At 71.7% G+C, this 19,407-nt stretch carries 16 protein-coding genes; 3 read left to right on the top strand and 13 right to left on the bottom strand.

The genetic code is table 11. The features are described from left to right. Positions 1 to 11: 11 nt before the first annotated feature. The 5 genes from GA0070216_RS20540 to GA0070216_RS20520 form a co-directional block, all read right to left on the bottom strand. Complete coding sequence (locus tag GA0070216_RS20540) at positions 12 to 218, bottom strand: hypothetical protein (RefSeq protein ID WP_091248410.1); 207 nt, start codon at positions 216 to 218, stop codon at positions 12 to 14. Positions 219 to 288: 70 nt separating this feature from the next. After that, entirely contained in the window at positions 289 to 741 is a 453-nt protein-coding gene (locus tag GA0070216_RS20535) for a hypothetical protein (protein ID WP_091248408.1), read from the bottom strand. Positions 742 to 745: 4 nt separating this feature from the next. Next, positions 746 to 5,110 (bottom strand): toxin glutamine deamidase domain-containing protein, encoded by a 4,365-nt coding sequence (locus GA0070216_RS20530; RefSeq protein ID WP_245722615.1) that lies wholly within the window; start codon positions 5,108 to 5,110, stop codon positions 746 to 748. 21 nt (positions 5,111 to 5,131) lie between these two features. Continuing rightward, positions 5,132 to 5,476: a hypothetical protein gene (locus tag GA0070216_RS20525; protein WP_091248401.1), complete on the bottom strand. Its 345-nt coding sequence runs from the start codon at positions 5,474 to 5,476 to the stop codon at positions 5,132 to 5,134. Then, the gene (locus GA0070216_RS20520; protein WP_342670769.1) at positions 5,469 to 5,900 is read right to left on the bottom strand and encodes a YbaB/EbfC family nucleoid-associated protein; all 432 of its coding nucleotides are present in this window, start codon (positions 5,898 to 5,900) and stop codon (positions 5,469 to 5,471) included. The genes GA0070216_RS20525 and GA0070216_RS20520 overlap by 8 nt, the downstream gene beginning before the upstream one ends. A gap of 74 nt (positions 5,901 to 5,974) precedes the next feature. Between GA0070216_RS20520 and GA0070216_RS20515 the strand changes: the two genes are divergently transcribed. Beyond that, a complete protein-coding gene (locus GA0070216_RS20515; protein WP_245722606.1) occupies positions 5,975 to 7,198 on the top strand; it encodes an SUKH-3 domain-containing protein in 1,224 nt (407 codons plus the stop codon). Between the two features lie 14 nt (positions 7,199 to 7,212). Here the strand turns inward: GA0070216_RS20515 and GA0070216_RS20510 are convergent, their stop codons facing one another. Beyond that, entirely contained in the window at positions 7,213 to 8,652 is a 1,440-nt protein-coding gene (locus GA0070216_RS20510; RefSeq protein WP_091248644.1) for an aldehyde dehydrogenase family protein, read from the bottom strand. A gap of 143 nt (positions 8,653 to 8,795) precedes the next feature. On the opposite strand from GA0070216_RS20510, the gene GA0070216_RS20505 reads away from it, so the two are divergent. Together GA0070216_RS20505 and gabT are read left to right on the top strand one after the other, a co-directional pair. After that, positions 8,796 to 10,232 (top strand): gamma-aminobutyraldehyde dehydrogenase, encoded by a 1,437-nt coding sequence (locus GA0070216_RS20505; protein WP_091248398.1) that lies wholly within the window; start codon positions 8,796 to 8,798, stop codon positions 10,230 to 10,232. A 3-nt stretch (positions 10,233 to 10,235) separates the two neighbouring features. After that, positions 10,236 to 11,507 carry a 4-aminobutyrate--2-oxoglutarate transaminase gene (gene gabT / locus GA0070216_RS20500; RefSeq protein ID WP_091248396.1) on the top strand — a complete coding sequence of 424 codons (1,272 nt, stop codon included), beginning with the start codon at positions 10,236 to 10,238 and terminating at the stop codon, positions 11,505 to 11,507. Positions 11,508 to 11,520: 13 nt separating this feature from the next. Here gabT and GA0070216_RS20495 read toward each other — a convergent pair whose 3' ends face one another. From GA0070216_RS20495 to GA0070216_RS20465, 7 genes are all read right to left on the bottom strand, one after another. Next, complete coding sequence (locus GA0070216_RS20495; protein ID WP_091248640.1) at positions 11,521 to 12,216, bottom strand: RlpA-like double-psi beta-barrel domain-containing protein; 696 nt, start codon at positions 12,214 to 12,216, stop codon at positions 11,521 to 11,523. Between the two features lie 129 nt (positions 12,217 to 12,345). Beyond that, on the bottom strand, positions 12,346 to 13,548 hold the full coding sequence (locus GA0070216_RS20490) for a saccharopine dehydrogenase family protein (RefSeq protein WP_091248393.1): 1,203 nt from the start codon (positions 13,546 to 13,548) through the stop codon (positions 12,346 to 12,348). Continuing rightward, positions 13,548 to 15,002 carry an NAD(P)/FAD-dependent oxidoreductase gene (locus GA0070216_RS20485; protein WP_091248390.1) on the bottom strand — a complete coding sequence of 485 codons (1,455 nt, stop codon included), beginning with the start codon at positions 15,000 to 15,002 and terminating at the stop codon, positions 13,548 to 13,550. Before GA0070216_RS20485 ends, GA0070216_RS20490 begins: the two co-directional genes overlap by 1 nt. Continuing rightward, complete coding sequence (locus tag GA0070216_RS20480; RefSeq protein WP_245722605.1) at positions 14,999 to 15,871, bottom strand: ABC transporter permease; 873 nt, start codon at positions 15,869 to 15,871, stop codon at positions 14,999 to 15,001. Before GA0070216_RS20480 ends, GA0070216_RS20485 begins: the two co-directional genes overlap by 4 nt. 233 nt (positions 15,872 to 16,104) lie before the next feature. Next, positions 16,105 to 17,016, bottom strand: coding sequence for an ABC transporter permease (locus GA0070216_RS20475; RefSeq protein WP_176739061.1), 912 nt, complete (start codon positions 17,014 to 17,016; stop codon positions 16,105 to 16,107). Continuing rightward, on the bottom strand, positions 17,013 to 18,164 hold the full coding sequence (locus tag GA0070216_RS20470) for an ABC transporter ATP-binding protein (protein WP_091248634.1): 1,152 nt from the start codon (positions 18,162 to 18,164) through the stop codon (positions 17,013 to 17,015). The genes GA0070216_RS20475 and GA0070216_RS20470 overlap by 4 nt, the downstream gene beginning before the upstream one ends. A gap of 5 nt (positions 18,165 to 18,169) precedes the next feature. Then, positions 18,170 to 19,354 carry a polyamine ABC transporter substrate-binding protein gene (locus tag GA0070216_RS20465; RefSeq protein WP_091248384.1) on the bottom strand — a complete coding sequence of 395 codons (1,185 nt, stop codon included), beginning with the start codon at positions 19,352 to 19,354 and terminating at the stop codon, positions 18,170 to 18,172. Positions 19,355 to 19,407: the final 53 nt, after the last annotated feature.

The following is a 19,407-nucleotide window of genomic DNA, read 5'->3' as shown; positions in this document are numbered from 1 at the left end:
GCCGGGCCGGCTCAGCGCGGCTCATCGTCACGCCCGCCCTCTTCCTTCTCCTTCTTCTCCTTGTCGAAGGCACCGAAGGCGATCGCGAAGGCGGTGCCGATGGAGATCCCGAACACCACGCCGACGGCGTCCTGAAACATGATCCACCCGACAGCGATGCCGACGAGCAGGCCCGACACCCAGGCGGTGAGCTGACGCTTCTTGGCGACGGGGTTCATCGCGCCATCCTATTCAGGCACCGCAAAGCACCCTTTTTGCCCCACTTCTCGGTGATACATGGATGATCACCTAGCCCTCAGCAAGGTCTGCTGTCGTCAGGTGAGGGTCCGCACCCGCCGCACCGACGCGCTCGAGTTGCTCCTCGAACATGACAAACGTCCTACGACGGATGCCCTGCACCAAGGCGATCTCGCGCGGGGTGGGATACCGACCCTCACGTGCTTGCATGTCAGTGATCGCGTCAACCGTCTCGTAGAGCGCGTAAACCGGCCCTGAGCCCCTCAGGTGGCGGGCGCGCTCCTGCTCAGTCAGTTGGATGAACTCGTCGCGCGACAGAACGTCGATGTTGTCGTCAGTACCGAACAGGATCTTGTCAATGAGGCTGTTCGCTGACGACCAACTCCCGCTGTCAGCGGCGAGCCGCCACGCGGCGACGCCTCCCTCCGCAGTCTCCACGAGTTTGACCGGAGAGTCGTAGTAGCTGACGAACATTGGGAGCTTGAGGCCAGGCGGCTTTCCCACTACTTCAACCTTCCCTTCCAGGATCTGACGCAGCCCGGAACGCCTCCTGTGCGCGAAGCAGTAGGCCGTTACGGATCGCTCTCTCCCTCGGGGTCAGCGGACGCCCGACAGCCTCCGCCATCGCCTCGATGTCACGTCTGACCTCATATAGGGAGTGCTCCCACTCAGCCACACCATCTACTGCGGCCAAGTGGAAGCGCAACTCAGCGATGTGCCCGTTGGACATCCGCAAGCTCAACAGAATGTCTCGGTAGCCGCTGAACTGAGGCCGCAGGAATCGGTCCTTGATGTTGAGCACCACGATGCTGCTCCTGCTGGCCAGGTCTTCCAGAGCTTGGTAGACGTCATCGAGATGGCGAAACTCGACCTTCGCAGCCGCGAGATCCTTCAGCTTGGAGGCGTCGTTCTCGTACTCGACAAGCTTGTCCAAGACCCGCTGGTAGCCCTTCGGCGCCTTTCGCCAGTCGGCTCGGCCACGGCCTCCCGCCAGATCGCAGGCAAGCCTGTTGAGTTCCTGTTGAGCTTCCTCAGCATCGGCGTACAGATGCGACAGGAAGCTGGCGCGATACCCCTCGTCGTCCCGCCGCGACAGCTCAAATCCCGGCTGGTAGGCGGGCTGCCGAGAGGCTGACATCCGATGCGACAACGCGATCTGAGCTTTGGTCAACCTGGTGGGTGCCGGTCTTGGTCCGTCGGAGGCCAGCAACTCGACGTCTTGAGCAGCAGCGTCCTCGGCCGCCGCCGCCAACACCTCTAGAGCCTGCGGATGGGCGGCGAGGTGGTGCAGCGTCAGGGGTCGGGCCGTCAGCGAGTCGGCCAGTTCGGGCGTCGCCAGGATCATCCGGGCGAGGTCCGGGCGCTGCGTCAACTGTCCTAAGAGAGTGCCGGCAAGGGCCCGGTGCCCATCGGGCGGGTCACGCCAGGTCTCGTCGAGCATCCGCACGACTCTCGGGTCGCCGAGCAGCCTCGCGACGTCCGCCGCACCGGAGGCGTCCAACTGCGGGACGAGCCGTCGGATCGTCGAGGCGTCGACGTGTGCGCAGATCTCCGCAGGAGTCAGACCGCCGCGGAGAACGCCGTCGAGGTCCGCGCCGCTGGCCAGCATCTCCCGCGCCCGGTCGGCAGGCCGCTCCGGCGGCAACTGATCCGATGCCCGCTGCGGCTCCTCGTGGGGTGGTGTGCCGGCAGGCGCCGGCGGCCGATCGGGGTTCCCGCCCGCCGGTCCCACCCGCTCGGCAGATCCGGGCCCGTCGAGCAGGTGCATGCGGTTGAGGTACGGGTCGCCGTACCCCTGCTCGTCCTCGGCTGCCGGAGGGTGATCGGGCAGGTCGGGGTGGACGCTGAACCGTCCCCGCGCCAACCCGCCCAACGGCATCGGTCGGCCGTCCCCGCCGAGGATCAGCGCGTCGATGCCGACGACGTTGTCGGGGTGCCGTCGACCGGCGTGGGCATAGAGGGGGCGGTCGCGGACCGTACCCGCCTGCGGGTCGAGGTAGAGCACCGTGCCGTTCTGGTTGAGCGCCACCCAGGCGTGCGAGCCGCCGTTCTCCCACTCGGTGATCAGGAAGGCGTAGCTGCCGTGGCCTCCCAGGATGAGTTGGTCGTGCAGGTTGCGGTAACCCCGCTCGACGGACTGGCCCAGGGCTGCCGGCCCCGGTGGGACGCCCTCGTCGACCGCGAACAGTTTCTGGAACCGTCCGCCGGTGACCTCTTCGACCCGGCCGGGCCCACCGGCCTCGCCGTTGACCGGACGCCGGATGTCCCCCTGCAGGTAGCCGTCGAAGGTCCGGGGCGCGGCCACCCGGGGCCGACCGTGCACCCACGTCTCGAACAGGGACAGGGTGCAGTCCAGGCAGTTGATACCCCGGGTCGGGTCGGCCTGCGGTCCGCCGTCGTTGGCCAGCGCGAACCACCCACCCTGCCGAGGATCGGCGGTACGCACGACGCTGCCGTCCGGCTGCCGGGGCAGTTGCCGTTCGAGGTCCGTCTGGTGCAGTGCGAGCGGTGGCCGCAACCCGCCGAACTGCCCGTACCGACGGGATCGGTCGATGGGCGGCGGACCGTCGTCACCGGTGAGCGCCGACCGGTCGCCCGTCTCGACCCCACCCACCGCCAGCTCGGCCACATCGTCGTTGATGCGGGAGAAGTCGGCCCGGTCCGCCACGAACACCGCGTCCGGGACCAACCGACCCGCCAGGATCTCTTCGGCGAGATCCTGGTGGCCGTAGGCGTCACGCTGTGCCTGACGGGCTAGTCCCTGGAACCAGTTCGCCAGGGCCGATCGGCCCTCACGTTGGAGTCCGAACGCCTGGCGGGCAGCACGTCTGGCGACCGTCTCGCGCCTGCGGCCTGCCTTCTTCTGGCGGGCCGCCGCGTCCGCGCGCCGTCGGTCCTCGAACCAGTGTCGCTGTGCCTCGAAGTAGCCCTGATAGCGACGCCGTTCGAGCGCTTCCCGCTCGGCCGCCCACTTCGCGGCGTACCACTGCGGCGTTCGCGGGCGAGGTGGCTCGTCGGTCGCGGGTGGCGTCGGGGCGATCGACTCGGTGGCCGGCGAGACCACGGGCCGGGGTGCCAGCGCCTCCAGCAGCGGGAAACGGCGGGCACCCTGCCGCTCGCCATCATCGTCCGGGGTGCCCGGCGGCCTCTCCCGGGCAGCCGGCGGGGCATCCGGTCCCGCGACGGGGGCGCTGCCGTGTGTCGGTGGGCCCACCGTCGGTGCCGGCCCCGGCGGAACGCCCGCCGCCGACCCCACCGGAACACCGGCTGTGGGAGCCGCCGAGGTCGCGCGTCCCGGAGCCGGGTCTGCGGTGGGTGGGGACGCCGCAGCCGTTCCCACCGCTGGTCCGCCCGCTGTCGTCACGCTCGCCGCCGGGTTGACCGGTGCGGTGTCGACACCGGGTGGTGCGGCGACCGCAGCGCCCGTCGCCGCCGTCTCGCCGGCGCGACCTGCCATCAGTGGCGAGGTCACCTGATCAGCCGTGACCGATGACAGGGTCGGGCTGGACGACACCGACCGGTCGGCGATCAACGCCGGAGCGGCGTCGGCAGGGCGGTCGGGGGCGGCGACCAGTGGAACCGGAGGGGTCGCCGAACTCGGTTCCGCCGGCCTGTCCACCTGCCCGACGACAGCGTCGACCCGGCTGTGGTCAGTCGGCACTGGCGGCGGTGTCTCGACAGCAGCGCCTGTGCCGTGACCGGCCACGACGGTCGGATCGACCGGCGCCGCCTGCCTCGGCACCGGAGCGTCGGCGGACGGCCACGCAGGAGCATCGACGGACGGGGCTGCCTGGTCACCGCCGGTCAGCACCGGCGGCGGTGGGACGGGGAAGGCCGCCGACACCGGGGACGCGTCGGCCAACGAGTGCAACCGACCGTCGAGCCGGGCGTGCAGCGCGGCATCCGCCTGGCCGGTCGCCGAACCGCTGACCCCGGAGACGGCAGCCCGGCTCGCCTCCTCCAGCGACATCACTCCCTGGCCGGTGGCCAGCCCCGCCGCTCCCTCCGCGAGCACCTCACCGGCCATCTCGCGGCCGAAGTGCTCACCGACCCGGGCTCCCCGGCCGGTGGCGTGCCGACCGAGGCCGGCCAGCGGCGCGACCGCACCACCGGCGAACCCGCCGACCGCCGACGCACCGAGATCGGCGACGTCGAGGCCGTGCCGGCGACCGGTGGAGTTCTGGTACGCCTGCGTCGCCAGGCTGACGCCGGCCTCCTCCCCCGCCTCGAACAGACCTCCCCTGACCGCCCGCTTGCCGAGACCGCGCATCCCGTCCTTGGCCACTTCCTTGGCGGCGCGCTCGCCCGCTTCCTTGAGGCCCTGTCGGAGCGCCTTCTTGGCCAGTTGCGCCGTCAACCGGCGGAAGATCTGCTGGATCACCAGCCGACTGGCGGTGACCGCCGCGCCGGCCGCCGGTGAGGCGGCCCCGGCGGTGAGTGCGGCAGCGACGGCGAGCGCGAGCAGTTCCACGACCAGGATGCCGAGTTCGATCCACACTTCGAGCTTGGCGGCCTCGATGTCGCAGCCGCACTCCTCGACCAGCCGGCCCAGGTCGGTGCTGACCGCGAGCAGCACCGACAACGGAGCCTCGTCGCCGTCGGCCAGCCGACGCCAGGCCGCCTCGAATGCCTCCGGGACCGCGCCGGCTCCGCCGTATCCGCTGCGTACCTCGGTGGCGGCGGCGATCGCGTCGGCACGAGGGCCGGTCAGGGCACCCGCCACGGCGTACCACTGGTCGGCGAGGTCCCAGACGGCACGCTCGTTGCCTTCCGGCCACTCCACGCCGACCACCCAGTCGAGCGCCTCGTAGGCCCAGCCCGGCAGGTCCCAGGGGCTGTAGTCCAGGGGGTGCGGGATCGGGCTCGGCAGCACGGTCAAGGCTTCCCCCGCAGGTCAGCGCCGGCGGTCGCGCGGGTCGACCACCCTGTCGAAGCGCCGGCCACTCGCCGCGTCGGTCCGCATGTTGGCGTCGACCGAGGTGACCACCTCGGCGCCGAGCCCTTCCAGCGACCGGCCGAGCCCGGCCCAGGCGCGGAGCAGGGTCTCCTCGTAGGACCGGTAGCTCTTCTCGAAGGCTGCGCCGATGTCGTCCCGACCCCACGGGCGGGGTGCGCTGGCCGCCGCGATCTCCCCACCGAGGGTGGCCCGGCGGGCCGACACCGATTCACCGGCCAGGTGCAGGTCGGTGCCGCCCCGCCGGGCCCGGCCCGGATCGAGCCAGAGTTGTCCCTCACCCATGCCGTTCGTCCTCCCGCCGGAGCACCGCGTCGGCCCGCCCGAGCAGCGCGCCGAAGTCGCCCGTACGCAGGAACTCCACCGATCCCGAGCCGGCCGGCAGGTGCGCGGCCACCAACTCCTGGGTGGCCGTGGCGGCTCGGGCGCAGGCCCGGTGCACGGTCGTGGTGATCTTCCGGCTCAGCGCCTGGTGATCACGGTCGTGATAGACCTCGCCGGTCAGCTCCACCGAGATCAGCTCACCCTGTGCGCCCACCGTCGCGGTGACCTGGCCGTCGTCCGAACGCTCGGTGATCCGCAGTGCGGCGAGCTCGGACCGCAGGTCGTCCACACCGGACCGCAACCGCCGGTACTGGCCGTACACCTCGTCGAACCGCGCCCGGAGCGCCTGGTTCGCGTCCCGGTCCACCCTCTCGGCCAAGGCCACCCTCCCCCGGTCACCGTCAGTCAGGCGAACCATACCGGGCGCCACGATTCCGTGGGGTCCGGTAGTTTCGGGCCGTGATCGATCGCCAACAGGCCGAGCAACTCGCCGATGCGTGGGCCCGGCGTGACTCGCTGCGCCTGGGCTACGAGTGCCGGGCCATGCTCGACGAGTTCGACCTCGGCTACGTGATCCGGTCGACCGTCGACCGCGCGGTCGACACGAACCCCGGCGACCTACCGACCACCGTCGTCGACAAGGAGACCGGCGAGGTCACCACCTGGCCCCGGGTGCCGGCCGCCGTGGTGCAGCAGATGTACCGCCGCAGCCGTCCCACCGGCACCCCCGCCCCCCGGACGGTCGACCCGGCCAGCCTGCTGCTGCGCGAGATCCGTCGGCTGCCGACACCCGCCACCGTGGCGCACCTGACCGTCGGGGGCCGCACCTACCTCGGTCACGGTGTCAAGGGCGACGTGCCGCTGCGGCACCACCCGCTGGTCCGGGCCTACCTGGATGGGCTGCCCCCCGGGCACCTGGTGCGCGGAGGCGACCGGCACGCCGAACTGATCGTCGTCTCCGACGTCCTGCACGACCACGACCACCGCCGCGCCGCCGCCGGCCAGCCGCCGCTGACCATGCGCGAGGCGGAGTCGCTGCTCCTGGCGACCGGAGTGGACGTGTTCCTGGTCCGCGAGCCCGGCGATCCGCAGGCCGGCCCGGCGGAACGCCCGTGCGACTCCTGCCTCAACTTCCTGGTGCACTTCGCGGTCCTCGGCTGGTCGGAGCTGGCGTTCACCCGTCAGTGGCAGCCAGAACCGGCTGCGGCCCCCGAACCTGACCGATTCGTCGCAGAGGTTGCTCAGGCGCTGGTCGAAGGGGGCTGGGAACCCAGTCACGGCGACGAGGCTCTGGCGAGAATGGCAATTCTCGAAGCCCGCGAGGTGCGCCACGGGCATCCGGAGTTTCCTGCGGCACTGGACACGTTGAGCCGCTTCCCTTCGCTGGAAAGCAGTCGGCGTGGCCCCGGGCGGCAGGTCTGGATCTCTCGGTTCTCCGTCGACCCCGTGCACGCCGCGTACACCGCCGACACCCTGGCGGACTTCGGTGCCGTGCTCGGCGTACGGCTCTTTCCGATCGGCGCGGAGCACCCGGACGGCATCCTGGCCGTGGACGAGCACGGCCGGGTCTTCGCGCTGGACCAGGCCGGTGAGTGGTTTCTCGGCGACGACATCGACGCCGCGCTGACCACTCTGCTGCTCGGCCTCGCCGCACCCCGGGTCCGGGACGACGGCACCTGGTGAGACGGGCGCCGGGCCTACAACTGCACCCCGGTCAGCACCAGCACCCTCGGCTCGGTGTAGTCGTCCATCGCCGACCGCACGCCCTCCCGGCCGACCCCGCTGCCCTTGACGCCCCCGTACGGCATCTGGTCGGCCCGGTACGACGGCACGTCGCCCACGATCACCCCGCCCACCTCCAGCACCCGCGCGGCGACGAACGCCACGTCGAGCCGGTGGGTGAACACCCCCGCCTGCAACCCGTACGCCGAGTCGTTGACGGCGGCGAACGCGGCGTCGTCGCTCTCCACCGACGCCACCACCAGCACCGGCCCGAAGACCTCCTCGGCGCAGACCTTGGCCGACGACGGCACCCCGGTCAGCACGGTGGGCGGATAGCTGGCGCCGTCGCGGCGGCCCCCGGTCTCGACGGTGGCCCCGGCGGCGACGGCCTCGTCGACCCACGCCTCGACCCGTTGGGCGGCTTCGACGGAGACCAGCGGCCCGACGTCGGTCGACTCGGCGGCCGGGTCGCCGGTGCGCAGCGACCGCACGGCGGCGACCAGCCGGGGCAGGAAGACGTCGTGGTGGCGTTCGTGCACGAGGACCCGCTGCACGGCGATGCAGGACTGCCCGGCCTGGTAGTTGCCGAAGGTGGCGATCCGCCGGGCGGCGAAGGCGAGGTCCTCGTCGGACGCCCAGTCCGCGCAGATCACCGCCGCCGCGTTGCCGCCGAGTTCCAGGGTGACGTGCTTCTCCGGCACCCGGCGGCGGATCTGCGCGCCGACCGGCCCGGAGCCGGTGAACGAGACCACCGGCAGCCGGGGGTCGGTGACCAGGTCGGCGGCGCGGTCGTTGGGCAGCGGCAGCACCGAGAACATGCCGGCCGGCAGCTCCGTGCCGGCGAGGATCTCCCCGAGCAGCAGCGCGGACAGCGGCGTCGCCGGGGCCGGCTTCACGATGATCGGCGCGCCCACCGCGAGGGCCGGGGCGACCTTGTGCGCCACCAGGTTGAGCGGGAAGTTGAACGGGGCGATGCCCAGCACCGGGCCCCGGGGCACCCGCCTGACCAGGGCGATCCGGCCGGTCGCGGCGGGGTCGGTGTCGAGGCGCTGCAACTCGCCGGAGAACCGTCGCGCCTCCTCGGCGGCCCAGCGGAACGTGGACACCGCCCGGCCCACCTCGGCCCGCGCCCAGCTGATCGGTTTGCCGTTCTCGGCGGTGATCAGGTCGGCCGCCTCCGCCGCCCGCGCGGCGAGCTGCCGGGAGACGTGGTCCAGCGCCGCCGCCCGGACGTGCGCGGGCAGGGCCGTGGCCTCCGCCGCCACCCGCGCCGCCGCCGCGACCGCCGTCTCGACCTGGTCGGGCGTGGCCCAGCTGGTACGCCCCACCGCCCGCCCGTCGTACGGGTGGGTGACGGTCAGCTCGTCCTCGCCGTGGACGGCACGACCGGCGACCCAGAACGCTCTCGGCTCCACGTCGGCAGCGTAGACGACCCGGGGTCGCACGGAAACAGTCGCCCAAGCCCTTGTCTGCCGCGAATTCAGTAGCCAAGATGGCAGTCAGATTACGATTACCTCCGCTGACTCCGACTCCCAGCCACCCCTGGAGAGACCTCACCATGAGCGACCAGCAGCAGCTGCGCAACTTCGTCGACGGCGCGTACGTCGACCCGGTGGACGGCGGTCACGCCGACCTGATCGACCCCTGCACCGGTGACGTCTTCGCCCAGGCTCCCGTCTCCGGGCCGGCGGACGTGGACGCGGCGATGCGGGCCGCGGCCACCGCTTTCGAGAGCTGGCGGGAGACCACCCCGGCGGAGCGGCAGCGCGCGATGCTGAAGCTCGCCGACGCGGTGGAGTCGCGGGCCGCCGAGCTGGTCGACGCGGAGGTGCGCAACACCGGCAAGCCCCGGCAGCTCACCGCCGAGGAGGAGTTGCCACCGGCGGTGGACCAGTTCCGGTTCTTCGCCGGGGCGGCACGGCTGCTGGAGGGCCGTTCGGCCGGGGAGTACCTGGCGGGGCACACCTCGTACGTGCGGCGCGAGCCGATCGGGGTCTGCGCGCAGGTCACCCCGTGGAACTACCCGCTGATGATGGCGGTCTGGAAGATCGCCCCGGCGCTGGCGGCCGGCAACACGGTGGTGTTGAAGCCGTCGGACACCACGCCGGTGTCGACGCTGCTGCTGGCCGAGATCGCCGCCGAGTTCTTTCCACCGGGGGTGTTCAACGTGGTCTGTGGCGACCGGGACACCGGTCGTACCCTGGTGGCGCATCCGACGCCGCAGCTGGTGTCGATCACCGGCTCGACCCGGGCGGGCATGGAGGTCGCCTCCGCCGCCGCGCCGGACCTCAAGCGCACCCACCTGGAGCTGGGCGGCAAGGCCCCGGTGGTGGTCTTCGACGACGCGGACGTGGCGGCGGCGGCCGAGGCGATCGCGCTGGGCGGCTACTTCAACGCCGGTCAGGACTGCACCGCGGCGACCCGGGTGCTGGCCGGCCCCGGCGTGCACGACGACTTCGTGGCGGCCCTGACCGAGCAGGCCCGCAACACCAGGACCGGTGCCCCGGACGACGCCGACGTGCTCTACGGCCCGCTGAACAACGCCCACCAGCTCGCCCGGGTCAGCGGCTTCGTCGACCGGCTCCCCGACCACGCCGACCTGCACGCCGGTGGCGCACGGGTGGGCGGGCGCGGCTACTTCTACTCCCCCACCGTGGTCTCCGGGGTGCGCCAGGCCGACGAGATCATCCAGCAGGAGGTGTTCGGCCCGGTCATCACCGTGCAGCGGTTCACCGACGAGGACGAGGCGGTGCGCTGGGCCAACGGCGTCGACTACGGCCTGTCCGCCTCGGTCTGGACGCGCGACCACGGCCGGGCGATGCGGATGACCCGCCGACTCGACTTCGGCTGTGTCTGGGTGAACACCCACATCCCGTTCGTCTCGGAGATGCCGCACGGCGGTTTCAAGCACTCCGGCCACGGTAAGGACCTGTCGGTCTACAGCCTGGAGGACTACACCCGGATCAAGCACGTCATGCACCACATCGAGGGCTGACCCATGACTTCCAGCGCGGAGCTGCACCGGCGGCGGGGCGCTGCCGTGGCCCGGGGTGTCGGCAGTGTGATCAGTTCCTACGTCGACACCGCGAGCGGCGGCACCATCGTCGACGTCGAGGGGCGGGAGTGGATCGACTTCGCCGCCGGCATCGCGGTCACCAGCGTCGGCAACTCCGCTCCGCGCGTCGTCGAGGCGGTGCGGGCCCAGGTCGAACGGTTCACCCACACCTGCTTCATGGTCGCGCCGTACGAGTCGTACGTGGCGGTCTGCGAGCAGCTCAACGCGCTGACCCCGGGCACCTTCGAGAAGCGCTCGGCGCTGTTCAACTCGGGTGCCGAGGCGGTGGAGAACGCGGTGAAGGTGGCCCGGCACGCCACCGGCCGGCAGGCGGTGGTGGTCTTCGAGCACGCGTACCACGGCCGGACCAACCTGACCATGGCGTTGACCGCGAAGAACATGCCGTACAAGCACCGGTTCGGGCCGTTCGCCGGGGAGATCCACCGGGTGCCGATGTCGTACCCGCTGCGCGACGGCGGGCTGACCGGGGCCGAGGCGGCGGCGCGGGCGCTCGACCTGGTGGACAAGCAGGTCGGGGCGGAGAACGTGGCGGCCGTGCTGATCGAGCCGATCCAGGGTGAAGGCGGTTTCGTCGTACCGGCGCCGGGTTTCCTGCCCGCGCTGCGCCAGTGGGCGACGGCGGCCGGGGCGGTCCTCGTCGCCGACGAGATCCAGACCGGTTTCTGCCGTACCGGCGACTGGTTCGCCTGCGACCACGAGGGGGTCGTGCCGGACCTGGTCACCCTGGCCAAGGGCATCGCCGGTGGGTTGCCGCTGGCGGCGGTGACCGGCCGGGCCGAGCTGATGGACGCGGTGCACGTCGGTGGCCTGGGCGGCACCTACGGCGGCAACCCGATCGCCTGCGCGGCGGCCCTGGCGAGCATCGAGACGATGCGCGAGCTGGACCTGAGCGCCGCCGCCCGGCGGATCGGGTCGGTGCTGACCGACCGGCTGCACGCGGTCGCCGCCCGCGACCCCCGGATCGCCGAGGTACGCGGCCGGGGCGCGATGTTGGCCGTGGAGTTGGTCCGACCGGGAACCCTGGTCCCGGACCCGGCCGCCGCCAGCGCCGTCTCGGCGGCCTGCCACGCCGCCGGCCTGCTCACCCTCACCTGCGGCACCTACGGCAACGTGCTGCGTTTCCTGCCCCCGCTGGTGATCTCCGACGACGAGCTGGCCCGTGGGCTGGACATCCTGGACGCCGCCTTCGGCTGACCGTCCACGGCCGTCAGCGCACCAGCTCCACCAGGTTGCGCCGGATCACGTTCTTGCCGGGCTCCCGGAGCAGCTCCATCGCGGCGGTGTTGAGCAGCACACAACTGCCCGACGGCCCACTCACCGACACCGTCGCCACCTTGCCGTTGTCCAGGTTCGTCACCCGCAACCGGGTCCCCACCGGAAACCGGTCGCTCGTCGCGGCGGCTGCGCCGGCCTCGGCGGAGAAGGTGACCGAGCCACTGCACGCGCTGCGCCCGGCAGCCACGCCGGTCGCCGGGGGCGTCGGCCGCTGGGTGGCCGGCGGCTGGGCGGCACCGGGCCGGGTCTCGCCGGGGGCGGGAGCCACCGGCGCGTCGACGCCGACCCGCTCGACCACGTTGCGCCGGATCACGTTCTTGCCGGGCTCCCGGACCAGGTCCATCGCGGCGGCGTTGAGCAGCACACAACTGCCCGACGGCCCACTCACCGACACCGTCGCCACCTTGCCGTTGTCCAGATTCGTCACCCGCAACCGTGTGCCCACGGGGAACCGGTCACTTGTCGCGGCGGGTCCCCCACCCTCGGCGGAGAAGGTCACCGACCCGGAGCAGAGGCTCGGACGGGCGGACGTGGTGTCGGCGAACCCGAATCCGGTCCCCACCGCCACCACCGCCGTGGCGACCACCGCCACCCCCGCCGCCAGTACGTGCTTGCGCTGCACCTTCACCACGTCTCCCGTCGTCGCCGTTGCCTGCATCGGCTGATACGGCCCAGGAGCGCTCCCCGTTCAGTTCCACTGTCAGGAAAGTTCCGGACACCGGGTCAGCGGGCGTCGAGAAGGAGTCGGGGGCAGGGGTCAGCGCTCCTCCAGCGCCCACGGTGAACCGTAGTCGGTGAGCAGGTCGAGGAACGGGCGCGGGGGCAGCGCCTCCGGGCCGAGCACCCCGACACCGGACCAGCCGCCGGTGGCGAGCAGTTCCAGCGCGACCACCGGGTTGACCGCGGTCTGCCAGACCACCGCCTGGTGGCCGTACTCCCGCATGGACCACTCGTTGTCGACCACGTGGTAGAGGTAGACCCGGCGCGGCCGGCCGTCGGTCCCGGTGCCGGTGACGTACGTGCCGGCGCAGGTCTTGCCGCGCATCCGGTCGCCGAGGGTGGCCGGGTCGGGCAGGCTGGCGGCGACCACGTCGCGGGGCGAGACCTGCACGCCGCGCACCGACACCGGGACGGTCGAGTCGAGACCGACCTTGTGCAACGCCCTGAGCACCTCGATGAACTCGTTGCCGAGGCCGTACTTGAAGGTGACCCGCCTGGCCTTGACCCAGCGCGGGATCAGCAGCACCTCCTCGTGCTCGACGTTGACGCACTCGACCGGGCCGATGCCGGCCGGGAAGTCGAAGACCTCCGGTTCGCTGAACGGCTCGGTGGTGTACCAGCCCCGGTCCCGCTCCCAGATCACCGGCGGGTTGAGGCACTCCTCGATGGTGGTCCAGATGGAGAACGAGGGGGCGAAGTCGTAGCCGTCGACGGTCAGGTTCGCACCGTCGCGGATGCCGATCTCGTCGATCTCGGTGAACAGTTCGTCGGCGGCGTACCGGGCGAACACGTCGGACAGGCCCGGTTCGATGCCGATGCCGCACAGCGCCAGCCGGCCGGCGTCGGTCCAGGTGGTGGCGGCGGCGAACTGCGTGTCGCCGAGCTTCACCCCGGTCTCGGTGTAGGGCCGTGCCGGGTGCGGATGGGACAGCGACATCGCCATGTCCAGGTAGTCGGCCCCGGCGGCGAACGCCCCGTCGAAGATCGGCATGACGAAGCGCGGGTCGACCGCGTTGAGCACGTGGGTGATCCGGTGTTCCCGGCAGAGCGCGGCGACCGCGTCCGCCGAGGAGGCGTCGAGCTGCGCGGCGACGAACCGGTCGCCGTGTCCGGCGACGGCCCGTTCGGCCCGGGTCAGGTCGTAGTCGGCGACGACGACGGTGGCGAAGAAGGAGCGGCGGGCGGCGATGGCGACGGCGGCGGAGCCGACCCCGCCGGCACCGACGAGCAGGATGCGCATCAGGAATCGAACCCCAAACCGAGACGATCGAGCGTACGGAGCCAGTGGTTGCGCCGGCCGTCGTGCGCGTCGGCGCGGGCCAGCGACCAGCGGGTGAGGTGGATGCCGGCGGCCCGGACGGGCTCCGGCGGAAACGGCAACGGCACCCGGCGGACCAGGTCGAGCCGGGTCAGCGGGGTCGACCCGCCGGCCAGCAGGTCGAGCATGACCCGCGCCCCGAACCGGGTGGCCCCCACGCCGAGGCCGGTGTAGCCGCAGGCGTACGCCAGCCGCCCGCCGTAGGCGGTGCCGAAGTAGGCGCAGAACCGGGTGCAGGTGTCGATCACCCCGCCCCAGCGGTGGCTGAACCGCAGACCCGCCAGCTGGGGAAAGGTGGTGAAGAAGTGCTCGGCGAGGGCGGTGAAGGTGGCCTGGCGCTGTTCCAGTTCCGGGGCGACCCGGTTGCCGTAGTGGTAGACCGCGTCGTAGCCGCCGAAGAGGATCCGGCCGTCGTCGGTGATCCGGTAGTAGTGGAACTGGTTGCCGGTGTCGGCCAGCCCCTGCCGGTGGCGCCAGCCGATCGAGGCCCGCTGCGCCCCGGTCAGCGGCTCGGTCATCAGCGCGTAGTCGTAGACCGGCACGGTCCGGGCGCGCAGCCGGCGCAGCAGCGGCGGGAAGGCGTTCGTCGCCAGCACCACCTGCCGGGCCCGCACCACCCCGGGCATCCCGCCCTCCCCCGTCGCCCGCCCGGCGGGGCGCGACGGTGGGTTGCCGAGGGTGTCGGCGCGCAGCCCGGCCCCCTCGCGGCGCAGCCCGGTGACCCGGGTGTGCTCGTGGATCCGCACCCCGAGCGTCAGGCAGGCGCGGCGCAGCCCCCAGGCCAGCCGCGCCGGGTCGAGCAGGGCCACCCGGTCGGCGTCCCACGACCCACCGAGGTACGTCGGCGAGTCCACCTCGGCACGCACCTCGTCGGCGTCGAGCAGCCGCACCCGGTGGCCGTGCCGGCGGGCCAGGTCGGCGTCCTCGGCGAGCCCGGCGAGCTGGTACGGGGCCACCGCCACCGACAGTTCGCCGGTGCGGGCGAAGTCGCAGTCGATGTCGTACTCGGCGATGGTGGCGGCGATGGCGTCCAGGTTCTCCCGGCCGAGGCGCTCCAACTCGTCGATCTCGTCGGGGAACCGGGCCACCCCGTTGGCCAGCCCGTGGGTGAGCGAGGCGGCGCAGAACCCACCGTTGCGCCCGGACGCCGCCCACCCGCAGGTGCCCGCCTCGACCAGCAGCACGTCCCGCTGCGGATCGGCCCGCTTGGCGAGCAGGGCGGCCCAGAGTCCGCCGTACCCGCCGCCGACGACCAGCAGGTCGGCGGGGTGTGTGCCGTGCAGGGGCGGCAACGGGTCGGGGCGTTCCGGGCGGTCCAGCCAGTAGGGCACGGGCGTCGCGTCGGCGAGCGCCCGGCCGGTATGCGGGAGGATCACGACGGGCCCGTCGCCCGTCGGCCGGGCCCGGCCGGTGCCGGTGCGCCCCGGCCGGCGGGCGCGGCGACCGGGAGCGCGGCGCGGCGGGACCGTCCTCCGCGCAGCGAGCTGAGCCCGACGAGCAGGAGCGCGATGGCGAACATCGCCGTGCCGATCACGTTGACCTGCGGTGGGATGCCCCGTTGGGCGGCGCCCCAGACGTACATCGGAAAGGTGACGGTGGTGCCGGCGTTGAAGTTCGTCACGATGAAATCGTCGAAGCTCAGCGAGAAGGCGAGCAGCGCGGCGGCCACGATGCCGGGCAGCACCAGCGGCAGGGTGATCCGCCGGAACGTCTGCCACTCGCTGGCGTAGAGGTCCATCGCGGCCTCCTCCAGCCGCCGGTCCATCCCGGCGAGCCGGGCCTTGACCGTCACCACCACGAACGAGACGCAGAACATCACGTGCGCGATGACGATGGTCCAGAAGCCCTGCGGCACCCCGGCGGAGACGAACAGGGCCAGCAGCGAGGTGCCCAGCACCAACTCCGGCGTCGCCATCGGCAGGAAGATCAGCAGGTTGATCCCGCTGCGGCCCCGGAACCGGTGCCGGACCAGGGCGAACGCCATCAGGGTGCCGATCACGGTGGCGCCGACGGTGGCGAGGAAACCGATCTGCGCGCTGCGGACCACCGCGTCGCACATCTCGGAGGTGGCGCAGGGCTGCCGCCAGTTGTCCAGGGTGAACTCGTGGAAGTCGTACGACAGCCGGCTGGACGGGCGGTTGAAGGAGAGCCCGGCCACCACGGCGATCGGCAGGAACAGGTAGCCGAGCACCAACAGGGCGACGATCATGACCCACCGGTCGGCCCACCACCGGGACAACCTCACGGACCGGCCGTCATTCGCGACTGCGGGGCTCCGCTGCGCTGCACTCCTCGCGCTCATCAGCACCCACCTTCATTCGCGACTGCGGGGCTCCGCTGCGCTGCACTCCTCGCGCTCATCAGCACCCACCTTCATTCGCGACTGCGGGGCTCCGCTGCGCTGCACTCCTCGCGCTCATCAGCACCCACCTTCATTCGCGACTGCGGGGCTCCGCTGCGCTGCACTCCTCGCGCTCATCAGAGCACCTCCTCCGTGCCGGCGCGGCGCAGGTAGACGAAGACCACCGCGAGGATCGCCGCCATCAGCAGGAACGACAGGGCGGCACCCTGCGGGTAGTCCAGCCGGACCAGGAACGCCGAGTCGATGACGTTGCCGATCATGTACTCGTTGGGGGTGCCGAGCAGTTCGGCGTTGATGTAGTCGCCGGTGGCCGGGATGAAGAAGAGCAGGGTGCCGGCGATCAGGCCGGGCATCGACAGCGGCAGGGTGACCGTGCGGAAGGCGTGCAGCGGGCCGGCGTACAGGTCACTGGCCGCCTCCAGCAGCCGGTGGTCGAGCCGCTCCAGGCTCGCGTACAGCGGCAGCACCAGGAACGGCAGGAAGTTGTACGTCAACCCGAGCACCACCGCGACCGGGGTGGCGAGCAGCCGCCCGTCCGGGCCGAGCAGGTGTACGTCCCGCAGCAGCCCGACCAGGGCGCCGTTGTCCGACAGGATGGTCTTCCAGGCCAGGGTGCGCACCAGGAAGCTGGTGAACATCGGGGCGACCACGCAGACCAGCAACAGGTTCTTCCACCGGCCGGCCTTCTGCGCGATCGCGTACGCCAGCGGGTAGCCCATCAGCAGGGCCAGCACCAGCGCCGCCCCGGCATAGCCGAACGACCGGGCGAACTGCGGCCAGTACGCCTGCAACGCCTCCGGGTAGTTGCCGAATGCCCAGGTCAGCGCATACCCGGTGGAGAGGGAGCCGGTCGGGTCGTAGAGGCTGGCGGCGGCGAGTTGCAACAGCGGCACGGCGAAGAAGACCAGCAGCCAGGCCGCCCCCGGCAACAGCAGCAGGTACGGCAGCAGCCGGTGCCGGCCGGGCCGGGCCGGTGGCGGTGTCCTCGCCGGACCGGAACCGCCGGACACCTGCGCCAGTGCGGTCACGACGGTTTCCCGACCGGCTCGTCGACCAGCGGGGTGGTCCGGTCGTCCTGCCCCGGCTCGCGGGGTAGGAGAAAGGCGTGCCGGGGGTCCCAGTGCGCCACCACCGGCGCGCCGACCGGGTGCTGCCCGCCGACGCCGCTGTTCGCCGTGAACGCGGACAGTTCACTGCCCCATCCGGTCCGCACCAGATACTGGGTGCTCACCCCCACGTACGACGCGTCGGTGATCACCCCCTCGACGTGCTGGTGGCCGGCGGGCACCTGGTCGACGGCCTCGACCAGGTGCAGCTTCTCGGGACGTACCCCCAGGTAGACCGGGCCCCGGTCGGCGCGGGCCCGGTCGGCGGGCACCGAGAAGCGGACGCCGTGCGCGGTGACCGGCACCTCGGACCCGGCCGGGCCGGCGGCGTCGGCGGCGAGCAGGTTGGACTGGCCGAGGAAGTTCGCCACGAACGCGGTCGCCGGGTACTCGTAGAGTTCGGCCGGGGCACCGAGCTGTTCGATCCGCCCCGCGTTCATCACCGCGACCGTGTCGGCCATCGTCATGGCCTCCTCCTGGTCGTGGGTGACGTGCACGAAGGTGATGCCGACCTCGGTCTGGATCCGCTTCAGCTCGATCTGCATCTGCCGGCGCAGCTTCAGGTCGAGCGCGCCGAGCGGCTCGTCGAGCAGCAGCACCTGCGGGTGGTTGATCAGGGCGCGGGCCAGCGCGACCCGCTGCTGCTGGCCGCCGGAGAGCTGGGCCGGGCGGCGACGACCGTAGCCGTCGAGCTGCACCAGCGCCAGCATCCGGTGGACCTGCTCCTCGACCCGGCGGATGCCCCGCCGGCGCAGCCCGAAGGCCACGTTCTCGGCGATGTTCAGGTGTGGGAAGAGCGCGTAGCTCTGGAAGACCGTGTTGACCGGCCGCTTGTACGGCCGCAGCCGGGCGATGTCCCGGTCGCCGAGGAGCACCTGCCCGCTGGTCGGCTCCTCCAGCCCGGCGATCATCCGCAGGGTGGTCGTCTTGCCGCAGCCGGACGCCCCGAGCAGGGCGAAGAAGGAGCCCTGCGGGACGGTCAGGCTCAGCTCGTCGACGGCGGTGAAGATGCCGAACCGCTTGGTCAGGTCGACCAGCCGCAGGTCACCGGCCGGTGCCTCGTTCGCCATCCCGCTCACGCCCCGATGACCTGCTGGAACTTGGACTCGTATTCCTTTTCCTGTTTCTCGTCCAGGGCCATGAAGACCTTGGACTTCGCCAGCAGGGCGTCGTCCGGGAAGATCAGCGGGTTGGCGGCCAACTCCGGGTCGATCTTCTCCATCTCGGCCTGCGCGCCGGTGACCGGGCAGATGTAGTTCACGAAGGCGGCCAGCTTGGCGGCCACCGCCGGCTGGTAGTAGTAGTCAATCAGCGCTTCGGCGTTGGCCTTGTGGGTGGCCTTGTTCGGCACCAGCATGTTGTCGCTGAACAGCATCACGCCCGAGTCCGGCGCGACGAACTTCACCTTGGGGTTGTCGCCGGCCAGTTGGATCACGTCGCCGGACCAGCCGACGCACGCGGCGATGTCACCCTTGGCCAGGTCGGGGGCGTAGTCGTTACCGGTGAACTTGCGGATCTGCTTGGAGTCGACCGCCTTGCGCAGCTTGTTGAGCGCGTCGTCGAACTGGGCGGCGGTGAACTTCGACGGGTCGTGCCCGTTCGACTGGAGCAGCAGGCCCATGGTGTCCCGCATCTCCGACAGGGCGGTCACCTTGCCCTTGAGGTCGGGGCGGGTGAGCAGCTCGTCGACGGTCCGGACCTCGCCGGTGACGCTGCCGTTGTAGGCCAGCCCGGCGAGGCCGGACTGCCACGGGATCGAGATCCGGTTCTCCGGGTCGAAGGAGCGCCCCCGCAGGGACGGCAGCAGGTTGGCCGCCACGTTCGGCAGCTTGGCCGGGTCGAGCTTCTGGATCCAGCCGAGCCGGATCATCCGGGCGGCCATCCAGTCGGTGAGGACGATGATGTCCCGCCCGGTGCTCTGACAGCCGGCCAACTGGTTCTGCACCTTGCCGAAGAACTCGTTGTTGTCGTTGATGTCCTCGGTGTAGGTCACCTTGATGCCGCTGGCGGCGACGAACGCGTCGAGGCTGGGCCGCTTCGCGGCGTCCTTGTCGTCCACGTCCATGTACTGCGGCCAGTTGGAGAAGGCGAGGGTCTTCTCCGTGGCCGACAGGTCGTCGCTCTTGCAGCCCGCCTCGGTCTGGGTAGCGGCCTTGGTGCCGCAGCCGGCCAGGCTGCCGCCCGCAGCGAGCAGGGCGGCCGAGCCGAGGGTGCCGGTGAGCAGTCCACGCCGGGTGAGGGGCCGCAGGGGAATACGCATGTGACGACTCCTAGGGGTCGTCCGACGGCGGCGGGGACGGGGGTGCGGCGCCG

This window comes from Micromonospora matsumotoense, assembly GCF_900091525.1.
Lineage (GTDB): Bacteria > Actinomycetota > Actinomycetes > Mycobacteriales > Micromonosporaceae > Micromonospora > Micromonospora matsumotoensis.
Note: the sequence above shows the minus strand (reverse complement) of the source record. Positions and strands in the feature narration are given on the sequence as shown.